General features: G+C 72.8%; 11 protein-coding genes. 3 read left to right on the top strand and 8 right to left on the bottom strand.

Annotation, left to right across the window (positions count from 1 at the left end; translation table 11 throughout):
- A complete protein-coding gene (locus AOM00_RS10520; RefSeq protein WP_062517743.1) occupies window positions 1-2,331 on the top strand; it encodes a heavy metal translocating P-type ATPase in 2,331 nt (776 codons plus the stop codon).
- Between the two features lie 336 nt (window positions 2,332-2,667).
- Here AOM00_RS10520 and AOM00_RS10525 read toward each other — a convergent pair whose 3' ends face one another.
- The 7 genes from AOM00_RS10525 to AOM00_RS10555 form a co-directional block, all read right to left on the bottom strand.
- Complete coding sequence (locus AOM00_RS10525) at window positions 2,668-3,813, bottom strand: PrsW family intramembrane metalloprotease (protein ID WP_062517744.1); 1,146 nt, start codon at window positions 3,811-3,813, stop codon at window positions 2,668-2,670.
- Window positions 3,810-4,412, bottom strand: coding sequence for a hypothetical protein (locus AOM00_RS10530; protein ID WP_062517745.1), 603 nt, complete (start codon window positions 4,410-4,412; stop codon window positions 3,810-3,812). The genes AOM00_RS10525 and AOM00_RS10530 overlap by 4 nt, the downstream gene beginning before the upstream one ends.
- 45 nt (window positions 4,413-4,457) lie before the next feature.
- Window positions 4,458-5,675, bottom strand: coding sequence for an O-succinylhomoserine sulfhydrylase (gene metZ, locus AOM00_RS10535; protein ID WP_062517746.1), 1,218 nt, complete (start codon window positions 5,673-5,675; stop codon window positions 4,458-4,460).
- A gap of 379 nt (window positions 5,676-6,054) precedes the next feature.
- On the bottom strand, window positions 6,055-8,325 hold the full coding sequence (gene yicI / locus AOM00_RS10540) for an alpha-xylosidase (protein WP_062517747.1): 2,271 nt from the start codon (window positions 8,323-8,325) through the stop codon (window positions 6,055-6,057).
- 67 nt (window positions 8,326-8,392) lie between these two features.
- Window positions 8,393-9,421 (bottom strand): LacI family DNA-binding transcriptional regulator, encoded by a 1,029-nt coding sequence (locus AOM00_RS10545; protein WP_062517748.1) that lies wholly within the window; start codon window positions 9,419-9,421, stop codon window positions 8,393-8,395.
- A gap of 124 nt (window positions 9,422-9,545) precedes the next feature.
- Window positions 9,546-10,526 (bottom strand): acetylxylan esterase, encoded by a 981-nt coding sequence (locus AOM00_RS10550; protein ID WP_062517749.1) that lies wholly within the window; start codon window positions 10,524-10,526, stop codon window positions 9,546-9,548.
- Between the two features lie 164 nt (window positions 10,527-10,690).
- Window positions 10,691-11,158, bottom strand: coding sequence for a rhodanese-like domain-containing protein (locus AOM00_RS10555; RefSeq protein ID WP_228373473.1), 468 nt, complete (start codon window positions 11,156-11,158; stop codon window positions 10,691-10,693).
- A gap of 49 nt (window positions 11,159-11,207) precedes the next feature.
- On the opposite strand from AOM00_RS10555, the gene AOM00_RS10560 reads away from it, so the two are divergent.
- Entirely contained in the window at window positions 11,208-11,486 is a 279-nt protein-coding gene (locus AOM00_RS10560; protein WP_062517751.1) for an ArsR/SmtB family transcription factor, read from the top strand.
- Window positions 11,483-11,875: a VOC family protein gene (locus AOM00_RS10565; protein ID WP_369345431.1), complete on the top strand. Its 393-nt coding sequence runs from the start codon at window positions 11,483-11,485 to the stop codon at window positions 11,873-11,875. The genes AOM00_RS10560 and AOM00_RS10565 overlap by 4 nt, the downstream gene beginning before the upstream one ends.
- A 104-nt stretch (window positions 11,876-11,979) precedes the next feature.
- Here AOM00_RS10565 and AOM00_RS10570 read toward each other — a convergent pair whose 3' ends face one another.
- Entirely contained in the window at window positions 11,980-14,067 is a 2,088-nt protein-coding gene (locus tag AOM00_RS10570; protein WP_156159128.1) for an FtsX-like permease family protein, read from the bottom strand.
- Window positions 14,068-14,092 lie beyond the last annotated feature (25 nt).

Below are 14,092 nucleotides of genomic sequence, written 5' to 3' on the forward strand. Positions count from 1 at the left end.
ATGAGCACCGAGACCGCGCCCGCGGGCGCACCCGAGAGCCCCGGCGTCATCGAGCTGTCGGTGGGCGGCATGACCTGCGCGGGCTGCGCGAGCGGTATCCAGCGCGGGCTCGCGGCGCTGCCGGGCGTGGGCGGAGCCGACGTCAACATCGCGACCCGGCGCGCACGCGTGCTGCCCGATGGCACGCTCGATGCCGATGAGCTCGAGGACATGATGCGCGCCGCGATCACGGGGCTCGGCTACCAGGTGCTCACGCGGCGCGCGGGCGAGCAGGGCGCCGAGGACGCCGGGCATCGTCCCTCCGCGACGGCCGCCGACGCCCGCGCCGACGAGGCAGAGGCGCAGGCACGCAACGACCGTCGCCGCATCGAGGGCTACCGCCGACGCTTCCTGGTCGCCGCGGGCCTGTCGATCCCCGTGGTGCTGATCTCGATGATCCCCGCGCTGCACTTCGCCGGCTGGGAGTGGGTCGCAGGCGTGCTCGCGACGCCGGTGGTGTGGTGGGCCGGCTGGCCGTTCCACGTCTCCGCGGTGAAGAGCCTGCGTCACGGCACCACCACCATGGACACGCTCGTGAGCCTGGGCACGGCGGTGGCGTGGGGCTGGTCGGTCGCGACGCTCCTCGCGGGCGACCTGGGTCACGTGTACTTCGAGACCGGCGCGGTCATCGTGACGCTGATCCTGCTGGGCAAGTGGCTCGAGGTGCGCTCGTCGGCGCATGCGGGCGACGCGATCCGCGCGCTCAGCGCACGCCAGAGCGCGACCGTGGTCCTCGAGGACGGGCGCGAGATCCCCCGCGCCGACCTGGGCGTGGGCATGCGCTTCCTCGCGCGTCCGGGCGAGACCATCGCCACCGATGGGCTGGTGGTCGACGGCGAGGCGGCCGTGGACGCGAGCCTGGTCACGGGTGAGCCAGTGCCCGTCGCGGCGCGGCCCGGCGTCGAGGTGGTCGGCGGCACGGTCGCGGTGGACGGCGCGCTCACCGTCGAGGCGACCCGGGTGGGCGAGGAGACGATGCTCGCGCAGATCGCGCGCATGGTCGACGAGGCGCAGGCCGGCAAGGCGCGGATCCAGCGGCTCGCCGACCGCATCGCGGCCGTGTTCGTGCCCGTCGTCGTGGCGATCGCCGCGCTCACCGCCTCGGCATGGCTCATGTGGACCGGCGACGGTGCCGCCTCGGTCACCGCGGCCGTCGCGGTGCTCATCATCAGCTGCCCGTGCGCGCTCGGCCTCGCGACCCCGCTCGCGATCATGGTCGGCACGGGTCGTGGTGCACAGCTGGGGATCCTGGTGCGCGGCCCGCAGGCTCTCGAGGACGCGCGGCGTCTCGAGACAGTGGTGCTCGACAAGACCGGCACGGTGACCGAGGGACGCATGGCGGTGTCCGCCACCTTCGCGCCGGGGCTCGAGGACGATGCGGCCGCTGCGCTGCTCGATGCGGTCGCCTCGGTGGAGGCCCGCTCCGAGCACCCCGTCGCGCGTGCGATCGCCGCATCGCGCGAGGGGCGGGTGCCGCTCAAGGGCTTCCGATCGACCCCTGGGCAGGGCGTCACCGCGACGGTCCAGAGGGCGGGGGCCGACGGCACCCATGCGGACGTCACGGTGGGCTCTCGTCGCCTGTTCGACGAGCTGCCGGAGGAGCTCGCCGCGTGGGCGCATGAGCGCGAGGGTCGTGGCGAGACAGTGGTGTTCGTGGGCCGCGCGGCGCCCCTGGGAGGTGGGCTGCTGGGCGACGGTGCGGCCTCGACGCGCTCGGCGCTCGCGTCCGAGCTCGCCATCGCGGTGCACGACCAGGTCAAGGAGACCGCGCCTGAGGCCATCGCCGCGCTGCGGGACCTTGGCGTCGACGTGGTGCTCCTGACCGGCGACAACCGCCGCGCCGCCCAGGCCGTGGGCGCCGAGCTCGGCATCGAGCGCGTCATCGCCGAGGTCCTGCCCGGCGACAAGGAGGACGTGGTGCGCTCGCTCCAGGCCGGGGGGCGTCGCGTCGCGATGGTCGGCGACGGCGTCAACGATGCGCCGGCGCTCGCGCGCGCGGACCTGGGCCTCGCGATCGGCACGGGAGCGGATGTGGCGCGCGAGGCGTCGGACCTCACGATCGTCTCCGGTGACCCGCGGGCGGCGGCCGATGCGATCGCGCTGTCGCGACGCACGTACGCGACCATCCGCGGCAACCTCGTGTGGGCTTTCGCCTACAACGTCGCGGCGATCCCGCTCGCGGCGCTCGGGGTGCTCGACCCGATGATCGCGGCCGCCGCGATGGGGGCGTCGAGCCTGTTCGTGGTGGGCAACTCGCTGCGGCTGCGGAGGTTCAGGGGCCTGCGGGGCTGACGGCGCGATCCCGGGTGGGCGGCGCCTTTCATGCACGAGCGTGCCTGGCGGTGATGGCCCACGGTGCGGGGTGCTCGCGCCTTGTATGCACGAGCGGGAGCGGCCGTGACGGTCCACGGTGCGGGGTGCTCGCGCCTCCTATGCACGAGCGCACACGGGACCGGCGCCCTTTGCGCCCGGCGGGCACCAGCCGTGCCCGCACGGTCGCGCGTGAAAGGTGCGAGCACGCCACAAGGCATCAGCCGTGCCCGCACGGTCGTGCATGAGAGGTGCGAGCATTCCGGAGGGCGCCAGCCGTACCCCCACGTTCGCGCGTGAAAGGTGCGGCGCGCGGTGCTACTTGCCCACGATCGACCACGCGAGCGAGGACCGCGCCGAGGTGACCCGCCCCGCCGCATCGGCCGCGCGGGCGGAGATCATGCCGTCGCTGTGCGCCGCGACCAGCAGCGCCAGCTGCGCGCGCTGGAGGCGATGCAGGTCGCGCGCCGCCTGGCGGCCATGGCGCTCGCGCATGTCGGCACGCGCATGCCGACGGCGTGTGCGCGTCGACAGGCCCTCGAAGTCGGCGGGGCTCACCAGGTGGTCCGGCACGGTCACGCGCGCGGTGCGGGCGAACACCGCGCGCTCGCGCAGGTGGCTCACATGCAGCGTGGTGAGGAGCACGGCGACGATCGGCACGCCCTTGATGAGCGCGGACGTCACCTGGGTGCCCTGGACGACGGGCGAGTTGAGGAGCGCGTGGAGCGCCATCGCGGCGCCCAGCGCGCCCAGCGCGACCGCCCATCGTTGGAGCGCCGGCGCGACCGAGACGAAGAAGAAGGCGACGCCCGCGCCCGCGATCGCGGAGAACGCCGCGTGGCTCCACAGTCCCGCGACGATGCCGCGCAGCACGAACATCTGGGTCACCGTCTCCATCGGCTCGCCCGCGAGCGCGGCGGTGCGCGCGGTGTAGAGGAAGCCCTCGACCACCTGGAAGCCCAGGCCGATCATGCCGCCGTAGAACGCCCCGTCCGCGACGGTGCGGATGCGCGCCCCTGGCACCAGGGCGAGCGCGACCACGCCGAGCACCTTGAGCGGCTCCTCGACCAGCGGCGCGGAGATCGAGGACAGCCACAGGGAGTCGTCGCCCACGCGCGCGCCCACGAGGGTGTGCATCGCGGGACCGGCGATGTGGGCGAGGCCCACGGCCACGATCGCGCCCCACACGAGCGCACCGGCGACGTTGACCAGGTGCCGTCGCTCGTAGAGCTCGAAGACCCAGACCGAGCTCGCGAACACCAGCCCGTACCCGGTCCACAGCACCGCGGCGTATGCGCCCGACGCCGGGCTCGCGAGCAGCGACTCGAGCACCAGGGGGGCGACCTGGGTGAGCGCCCCGAGAGTCAGCACCACCACGGTCCAGAACACCCACGAGCGCGCGTCGACGAAGGTCGCGGTGCGCGGCCGCGGCTGGCGTGCGTACGGCCGGATCTCCGCGGTCATCGTTGCCCCTGCGTAGGCAGCACGAGCGACCGCACGATCGCCTGCGCCGAGTCCGAGGCCGCCTCCCAGCCCGTCTGAGGCATCGACAGCAGCGCGACCACCATCTGGGAGCCATCCGAGACCACCCAGGCCTGGCCCGCACGCAGCGGGTCCTGGAGCACGGACGTCACGGCATCGTCACCGGCGTCCGTGGAGAACGCGCGCGGGGATCCGGTGACCGCGAGGTCGCCCTGGCCCTGCTCGAGCCAGGTGTCGGTCACCATGGTGATCGCCTGGGCCGGGTGGAGGTCGGAGTCCACCGGTGCGCCGATGACGAGCGTCGCGCCGCCCTGGGTGAGCGTGACGGCGCCGGGGGTGTCGGTCCCGATGGACCAGTCCTCGGTCACCCTGATCGAGGCCCCGTCGCCGATGTCGACGATGCGGGGCGGGGCCGGCGCCGAGACCGAGCCCGCGACGGCCGGCAGCACGCCTACGTACAGCAGGACGATCGCGGCGACGATCGCGGCGCCCGCCGCGGAGCCGCGACCGAGAAGGCGCAGCGACAGGGGCTCGGGAGTGTCGTGGGCCGCGCGAGCGGCGGGGGTCGCGCCGCTGCTCATGGCTGCGACGCTAACACGCGGAGACCTCGCTCCCGAGCCGGGGGACTAGATCGCGTCGAGGGCGCGCGCGAGGTCCGCGCGGAGGTCCTCGACGTCCTCGAGCCCGATGCTCAGGCGGACCGTCGCATCCGACATCCCGACGCGCGCGCGCCGCTCGGGGCCGATCTTGCGGTGGGTGGTGGTCGCCGGGTGCGTCGCGATGGACTTCGCGTCGCCCAGGTTGTTCGAGATGGCGACCACCTGGAGAGCATCGAGGAAGCGGAACGCGGACGCCTTCGCCTCGGGTCCGTGCGGGTCGGTGCCCTCGGGCAGCGCGATGTCGATGGTGACGAGCGTCCCCCCGAGCGTCATCTGCGCCTTCGCGCGCTCGTGCTGGGGGTGCGACGGCAGCAGCGGGTAGCGCGCGACCGCGACCTTGGGATGCGCGTCGAGCCAGGTGGCGAGCTCGAGGGCGGAGGCGGCCTGCGCCTTCACCCGCACGGCCAGCGTCTCGAGCGACTTGCCCAGGATCCACGCCGTGAAGGGCGACATGGTCGCGCCCATGGTGCGCACCATCTGGCGCACCTTGTCGACGTACTCCTTGCTGCCCAGCACCGCGCCGCCGAGCACGCGGCCCTGGCCGTCGATGTGCTTGGTCGCGGAGTACACCACCGCATCGGCGCCCAGCTCGAGCGGCTTCTGTCCCAGCGGCGTGGCGAACACGTTGTCGACGATGAACAGCGCGCCCGCCTGCTGCGCGCAAGCCGCGACGAAGGGCAGGTCCACCACGTCCTGCATCGGGTTGGTGGGGGACTCGCAGAACACCGCGGTCGCGGGCGTCGCGAGCGCGCGCTCCCAATCCTCGTTGACGTGCCCATCGACGTAGTCGACGGTGATGCCCCAGTTCGCGAAGTACTCGTCGAAGGTCGCGATCGACGTCCCGAACAGCGCGCGCGAGGCGACCAGGCGGTCGCCCTGGCGCAGCACCGCCGCGAGCGACACGAAGACCGCGGCCATGCCGGTCGCGGTCGCGAAGCAGTCCTCGGCGCCCTCGATGGCGGCGAGGCGCTCCTCGAACATCGTGACCGTCGGGTTGGCGTAGCGCGAGTACTGGTAGCGCTCGATCTCGCCCGCGAACGCCGCCTCAGCCTCGCGCGCCGTCGGGTAGACGTAGCCCTGCGTCATGTAGATGGGCTCGGACATCTCCTCGAACTGCGAGCGGTGCAGGCCGGCGTGGACGGCGAGCGTGTCGAGGCGGAGCTGCGGGGCGTCTTCCGAGGTCATGCGCTCAGGCTACCGGCGCGTCCAGGGCCACCCCTCTCGAAAGTGGTTGCTCTTTGTCGGGTTTGCGCGATCGTCGCTCCCCAGTGGTGCCCGAGCGTCGTCAGCGCTCCGTCCTACCACCGCCGATTCTCGCCAGACCAGGCACGATGCCCCCACGACGGGGGCCTTCCGCGCGAGACGCCCCCGGGCTACGGTCCGAGGCATGAACACACGTCTCGCCGCGGTCTACCGCTCCACGGACGGCCCCGTGATGGTCGACGCGGCGGCGGGCTGAAGCAGCCTCGCCACCGCATCGTCCACCGACACTGAGGCACCACTGCGGCGGCGGGATCCCCCGAACCCGACCACCAGGTACCACTTTCGGGAGGGGTGGCCCGGGTCAGGCCTCCCGCACCGCGTAGGTGCGGCCCCCGGCTCCCACCGCGGTGAGCTCGCCGTCCCGGACCGTCACCGTGACCGTATCGCTCGAGCCGTCGGTCGCGTGCAGCACCACCTCGCGCGCATCCGCTCCGCCCGGGTACACGACCAGCTCGACGTCCGCGAGGTAGTCGTAGTCGGGGCGGTCGTCACGCGTGCCGCGGGGCATCACGGCCCCCGCGCGCACGTACAGCGGCATCGAGTCGAAGCCGTGCGTCTCATGAAGCCAACGCCCGCCGGCCACCCGCTCGCCCGTGAGCAGCGAGGTCCACTCGCCGTCGGGCAGGTAGAAGGTGACCTCGCCCGACTCGCTCATCACGGGCGCGACCAGGAGGTCGGGGCCGAGCATGTACTGGCGGTCCAGGTGCTGGCACGCCGGGTCGCCGGGGTAGGCGACGAACATGGGACGCATCATCGGCATGCCCGTCCGCGTGGTCTCGATCGAGGCGGCGTAGAGGTACGGCATGAGCGACAGCTTGAGCTTGGTGAAGACGCGCGCGACGTCCACGGCCTCCTCGTCGAAGGCCCACGGCACGCGGTACGAGTTCGAGCCGTGGAGGCGCGAGTGCGAGGACATGAGCCCGAAGGCGAGCCAGCGCTTGAACACGCCCGCATCCGGGGTGCCCTCGAAGCCGCCGATGTCGTGGCTCCAGTAGCCGAAGCCCGAGCTCATGAGCGACAGCCCGCCGCGCAGGGTCTCGGCCATCGACACGTAGGAGGACGAGTTGTCGCCGCCCCAGTGCACCGGCATCGTCTGCCCGCCCGCGGTCGCGGACCGCGCGAACAGCACGGCCTCGCCCTCGCCCTTCTCCTCGACGAGCGCCTCCCACACGGCCTCGTTGTAGAGCTGCGTGTAGAGGTGGTGCATCGCCTCGGGCGACGTGCCGTCGTGCCACACCACGTCGGTGGGGATCCGCTCGCCGAAGTCGGTCTTGATCGCATCCACGCCCTGGCGCGCGAGCGTGCGGATGAGGTCCTGGAACCACGCGCGGGCCTCGGGGTTGGTGAAGTCCACCAGCGCCATGCCGGGCTGCCACAGGTCCCACTGCCAGATCGAGCCGTCGGGCCGCTTGACCAGGTAGCCCTTCTCCGCGCCCTCGCGGAACATGCGCCCGCGCTGGCCGATGTAGGGGTTGATCCACGCGGAGACGTGGAGGTCCTTGTCCTCGTGCATGCGCTTGAGCATGAGGTCCGGATCGGGGAAGACGCGCTCGTCCCAGACGCCGTCGGTCCAGTTGTACTCGCGCATCCAGAAGCAGTCGTAGTGGAACACCGAAAGCGGGATGTCGCGCTCGCGCATCCCGTCGACGAACGAGTTGACGGTGCCCTCGTCGTAGTCCGTGGTGAAGGAGGTCGACAGCCACAGGCCGAACGACCACGCGGGGACGCGGGGCGGACGCCCCAGCAGGGCGGTGTAGCGCTCGATGACGTCGGCGGGCGTCGGGCCGGCGAAGACCAGGTACTCGAGCGACTCGCCGCCCGTGGAGAACTGGACCCGCTCGACGGTCTCGGAGCCGACCTCGAAGCTCACGTGCTCGGGCTGGTTGACCAGCACGCCGTAGCCCTGGGAGGACAGGTAGAACGGGATCGACTTGTACGCCTGCTCGGAGCTGGTGCCGCCGTCGGCGTTCCAGATGTCGACCGTCTGGCCGTTCTTCACGAACGGCCCGAAGCGCTCTCCCAGCCCGTAGATGGTCTCGCCGACGCCCAGGTCTAGCTGCTCGTGGACGTAGGAACGATGCGGGGCGAGCCCGGTCGCGGAGTAGGGCGTGACGCCCACCGGCTCGGCGGCCACGGGTGCGCCGGGGGCGAGCTCCATGTACCCGAGCGAGCGGTGGCCCGAGCCGGTGACGCGCTTGCCGTCGACCTCGAAGTCGAGGCTCCACGGCGCGCCCTTGCCCACACGCGCGGTGAGCCTGCCCGAGGTCAAGGTGCCGCCGGCATCGTCCGTCGCGGCGACGCCGACCCCCTCCGTCGCTCCCGGCATCCGGAAGCCCGGGGAACGATGCGCGCCCTGGTGGTGGTCGATGCGCACGCGGATCACGCCGTCGAGCGGCGACGAGAGCGTCACCGTGAGGACGGCGCCGCCGAGCGTGTCGCCGCGCGTGTGGATGATCTTGGTGGGGGCGTGCACGGTGAGCGTGTCGCCGTCCGCCCAGAGGTCGTACGCCTCGGCCGCGTAGTGGGCGTCGACGCCGGGGCGTCGCAGCCAGAATCCGTCGGTGAACTTCATGGCGGGTCTGGGGTCCTCTCGTGGCGACGATGCGCCGCCGTCAGGTCGCGCGCGACGTTGCGCGCGATCACGGGTGGGGTGTCAGGGGCGCACGGCTCCGTGCGAGGACGGAGCCCGCCTCGCGGTAGTCGGGGACGAGCAGCACGGTCTGGGGGGTGTGCTCGCCGGTCTCGATCGCCGTCACCAGCAGCCGGACGGCCGCCTCGCACGAGGCATGCGCATCCAGCGGGATGACGTCGAGAGGCACGGCGAACCGGCCGGTGGAGAACGTCACGCCCGCCGCGATCGCCGAGACGTCCTCGGGGATCGACAGACCGTGCGTGGCGAGCGCCGGGCTGAGCGAGGCCGCGACGTCCGTGGTGGTGTTGAGCACGATGCCGTCGAGCTCGGGGAGCTTCTTGAGCAGCCGGTCCACGCTGCCCTGCGCCGTGTGGCCGTGCGGGTGGGTCACGGCATAGGCGACCCCGCGGGCCTCGGCCTGGGCGATGAACCCGCGCAGGAAGCGCCGCGGGAAGTTCGAGCCGCGCAGCACGGTGTCCTCGCGGTGCGAGATGAGCCCCAGCGCGCGGTGGCCCGAGTCGACCAGGCGGTCGACCGCGATGCGGGCCGCGGCCTCGAAGTCGAGGTCGATGCAGACCAGGCCGTCGGTGTCCGCGGGCAGCCCGATGAACACGGTGGGGCACGACAGGGTGCGCGAGAGCTCGACGCGCGGATCGTCCTCGTCGACGTCGAGCACCACGATCCCGTCGGCGAGCGAGGTCGCGGCGGAGCGGCTCATGCCCTCGACCGCGTCGTCGTGGACCAGCAGCAGCGTGTCGTAGCCCGCGACTCGCGCCGCCTTGGTGGTCTCCATCGCGAACGTCATGTGCGCGGTGTCGTCGGTGTCGGCGTGGACGGGCTCGCTCACGGCGATGATCTGGGAGCGCTGGGCTGCCAGCATGCGCGCGCTCGCGTTGGGGGAGTAGCCCAGCTCCGCGGCGACCGCGAGCACGCGATCGCGCGTCGCGGGCTTGATCGAGCGCTTGCCGCTGAGGGCGTAGGAGACCGTGCTGATGGACACGCCTGCGGCTTCCGCCACCTCCGCAATGGTCGCCATGGGTGCTCCGTCTCGTTCTGGGCGTTTTCGAAGCGTTTCGAAACACCCTGCCGTCACTTTATGTTGTGCGCGACAACAAGGCAAATCTACTGTCGCGCGGGCTGATCGCCGCGGTGCGCCGCCGTCAGGCCGCCGTCTGCCTGGCGAGCGCCTGCTCGAGCAGCGCGAGGTGGTGCTCGACCTGGTGCATCTGGCCGCCCTCGTGGCCGTTGAAGGCGTACTCGACGATGCTCTTGGGTCCCGCGTACGCGTTGTATGCCGAGTACACGGTGGACGGCGGGCAGATGTCGTCCATGATCGCCACGGACCAGACCGACGGTGCCGTGGCCCTCGGCGCGAGGTTCGCGCCGTCGAAGTAGGCGAGCGTCCGGTGGACGGCGTCGACCCCGCCGCGGTGGACCGCGAGGTAGCGGCGGATCTCTGCGTACGGGTCCGAGTCCGTCATGCGGATCGCGCGCGGGAAGTTGCACAGGAACGGCACGTCGATGAGCGCCGCACCCACGCCGTCCGCGAGCGATGCGGCCGCGATCGCGATGCCGCCGCCCTGCGACGAACCCTTGACCGCGACGCGTCCCGCGTCGACCCCCGGGAGCTCGCGCGCCGCATCGACCGCGAGGGCCGCATCGGTGAAGACCCGCCGGTAGTAGTAGGTCTCGGGCGACTCGATGCCGCGCGTCATGAAGCCGGGGACGGACGGCCCGGTCGCATGCGGGTCGGCGGTGTCGCCGCCGTTGCCCCACGCCGAGGCCTGGCCTCGCGTGTCCATGACCAGGTGCGCGTAGCCGGCCGCGGGGATCAGCGAGTACTCGTACGGGAGGCCGCGGCCGCCGCCGTAGCCGATGTACTCGACCACCACGGGCAGGTCGGTCGCGCCCTTGGGGGTCGCGAGCCAGGCGCGGATGGGGTCGCCGCCGAAGCCGGAGAACGTGACGTCGCGGACGGTGAGGCCGGGAAGGTCGACCACGGGCTCGGAGATGGAGGTCGGCCGGCGTGCGGCGCGCGACTCGGCGAGCGTCGTCTCCCAGAACGCGTCGAGGTCCTCGGGCGCGTCGAGATCCGCGGTGAACGTGCGCAGCTGGTCGACGGGAAGGTCGAGCTCGGCCATGGGAGGTGCTCCTGTGCTGTCGTGGCTACGGCGCCGTCGTTGGTGCCGCGCGGTTCATTGAACCACCTCGACGCGCCCGCGTCGAATCGCTTCGACGATGCGCGACCGGCGGATGCGCGACCGGACGACGCGCGCATCGTCCCGTCCCGTGGTCCGGCGCGGCGTCAGCCCTGCTGCCAGGGGAGGCCTGCACCCTTCCATCCCTGCCAGCCACGGTGGCCGTGCTCGTCGGTCGCGCCCTCGAATCCCTCGAGCACGTTGTACGCCGGGCCCAGGCCTGCCGCCGTGGCCGCCTCGGCGGCGCCGATGGAACGCGCACCGGAGCGGCACAGGAACACGATGGGCCGGCCGGGTTCCGCCCCCGTGGCCTTGAGCTGGTCCAGGAAGCCCTCGTTGCGCTGCATGGTCGGATAGGTCACCCACTCGATGAGCGCGGGCTGCTTGCCCAGGCCGGAGGCGTCGGGCACCCCGGTGAAGCGCCACTCGGCCTCGGTGCGCACGTCGACCAGGATCGCGTCCGGCTCGTCCTCGAGCAGCTTCCATGCCTCGTGCGGCGTCAGGTCTCCTGCGTACGTCATGGCGTCCTCCCGGCTGGTGATGCGCGTCAGTCTAGGGGTGCGAGCGGCGCTCATGGGCAAGCCTTCACTTGCATGCAAGCCTGGGCTTGCCTATCGTGGTCGTGTGGCCGATGTGTACGACGCCCTCGCCGCGCCCGCCCGGCGCGCGATCCTCGACGTGCTCACCGTCCGCGACGACCAGAGCCTGTTCGAGATCACCACGCGCCTCCTGGGCGACCACGGCATCTCCCTCACGCGCCAGGCCGTCTCCCAGCACCTCGCGGTGCTCGAGGAGGCCGGGCTCGTGTCCTCGCGACGGCAGGGCCGCACGCGGCTGCACACCCTCGACACCCGGCCGCTGCGCGCGATCGCACGCCGTTGGCCCGACAAGGAGTCCTCATGATCCGCATCCACCTCGCCAGCATCTTCGTCTCCGACCAGTCGAAGGCGCTCGACTTCTACACGCGCGTGCTCGGGCTGGAGGCCCGGCAGGACATCGCCATGGGCGACGGCAACCGCTGGCTCACGGTCGGCAACCCCGGCGCGCCGGGGGTCGAGCTGCTGCTCGAGCCTGCCGGGCACCCTGCTGTCGGCCCCTTCCGCGACGCGCTCGTCTCGGACGGCATCCCCGCGACCCAGCTCGCGGTCGACGACCTCGACGCCGAGCACGAGCGTCTCACCGGGCTCGGGGTCGCCTTCGTCCAGCCGCCGATGGACTTCGGCCCGGTCGCCGTCGCTGTGATCGACGACACCGTGGGCAACCTCATCCAGCTCGCGCAGATGAAGGGTTGAGCGGGCCGCGCGGCGGCGCTCCCGGACGCAGGCTGACACATGGGTGTCCGCACAGCGCTGGGTGCGGGCACCCATGTGTCAGCGGGGCGCGCGCCGGGGAAGGCTCAGCGCGAGATCCGCTCGGCCTCCTGCGGCGAGCGGGCGTCGACCCCCCGCGCCGCGAAGAGGGACGCGACGCCCACGCCCGCGGCCCCGCCGGCCAGGATGCCCAGAGCGGCGACCAGTGCGCGCAGCATCAGGACCGGCAGGTCGCGAGCGAGGATGGTCGAGGCGCCCGCGCCGAGCTGCTCCCAGACCTCGAACGTCGCCACGCCCAGCAGCCCGAGCGCGGTGCCCGCGAGCACGCCGAGGCCCATCGGCACCGCCACCCGCGCGATCGCCGCGATCTGGCGCCCGTGGCGGTCGAGGCCGAGCGCTCCTGCGGTGGCGGCCTCGCGCAGCGCGGCGCCGCGGCCCATCCACTCCGCGAGGCCCACCATGAAGCCGCCCGCCATGAGCAGCAGCGCGCCCCCGAGCCACCAGGCCAGCAGGGCGTCCACCACGAGGTCCCACGTCGCGAGTGTCGCCCCGGCGGCCAAGAGGTCGTCGTCGTAGGCGAGCGCCGTGGCCATCACCGTCGTCTCCACCGCGCCGAAGGTCAGGCCGGCGGCGAGCAGAAGGCCGGTGGCCGCCGCGGTGAGCCCGCCCGTGCGGTGGTGCAACGCGTGGGAGGCGAGCACCAGCGACGGGCGTCCCGTGCGGGCCAACGCCCCGCTCACGTGTGGCAGCGCGGCCCGGACGGCGAGCACGCCGAGCGCCGCTGCGACGACGGCGACCGCGATCCACGCGCCGACCGCGATCGCGTCGATCCCTCCCGTGGTGCTCGGCGGGTTCCCCGCCGCCACGGCCAGTGCCAGGGCTCCGATACCCGCGAGCCAGGTCAGCGGCACGCGGCGGCTCCGCGGCTCGGCGTCGCGCTGGTGGGTCGCGCCGCGGGGGCTGAGCGCTGCGCTCGGCGCGACGCGCGAGGCCCACAGCGCAGGGACCAGCCCGATCACGAGCGCGAGCACCATCGCGAGCCCCCACAGGACCGCGGCGTACCCCCACGGCAGCACCGCGACGCCGGGTCCGAAGATGTCGGGCCGGGCCTGTCCCGTGGCGGCGTAGGCCCACGCCTCGGCGGCCCAGCCCGCGACGATGCCCACGGCGCCCGCGACGAGCCCGACGGCGAGGCCCTCGACGATGCCGCCGGTCACGATGTCGCGTCGCGTCGCACCCAGCGCGCGAGCGGTCGCCACCCATTGCGTGCGCGCCTCGCCCTGCGCACGGCCGGCGGCCAGGGCGGCGCCGACGGCCACGGTCGCGAGCAGGGCCGCGCCGAGGACGGCGAGCCATTCTCCGACCCCCAGGTACCCCGACCACAGGGGCTCCGCGCCTTCGAAGGTCTGGGCGTCCCCCGCGAGGGCGTCGATCATCGGGCCGTCCCACGCGAAGGTGATGTCGTAGCGACCGGTGCGCTCTCCGGCCTCGTTGACCATCGGCCAGAACCCGCCGGTCCGTGCGATCGCATCCACGCTCTCGGGCGAGATGAGGCCTGCCGAGTCGGCGGCCGCGTCCTCGTAGCCGACGGACTTGATGAGGCCCACCAGGGTCAGCGGCACAGGTGGGGCGTCCGGCACACCGTCGGTCGATGTCGCGGTGACGGTGACGGCATCTCCGATCGCGTAGCCGCGCAGCTCGGCGTACCGGGAGGCGAGCGCCACCTCGCCCGGGCCGGGCAGCCGGCCCGAGTACAGCATGTCCGTGCCGGCGGTGGGTTCCACCGCAGCGAGATAGGTGGTCGTCTCGTCGTGGTCCAGGTTCGCGTACACGACGGCGCTCGTGGTCACGTCGATGCCCTGGGCCCTCGCATCGTCGGCGATCGCCGACGCCTCCTCGGGCGTCACGGAATTCCAGTCGTCCCAGGTCTCGCCATCGATGATGCCGGGGCCGTCGCTCCATCCGTTGAGCGTCGCCAGGTGCTCGGCGTCGTACCCGCGCGCCCGGGAGATCTCGTCGCTCACGGCCGCCGAGGTCGCCAGGGATGAGAGCGTGAACGCCGCGAGCCCCGTCGCGAGCGCGACCATCACCCCCGCCGTCAGCGTGTAGCGGCGCTGCGCGCGCCACTGCTCGCGCACCAGAGCGCCGTTCAGTCCCCCGAAGATCCCTCGCATGGCGGCCACGCTAGCGACGCGGCGC

The organism is Demequina gelatinilytica (genome assembly GCF_000971115.1).
GTDB lineage: Bacteria > Actinomycetota > Actinomycetes > Actinomycetales > Demequinaceae > Demequina > Demequina gelatinilytica.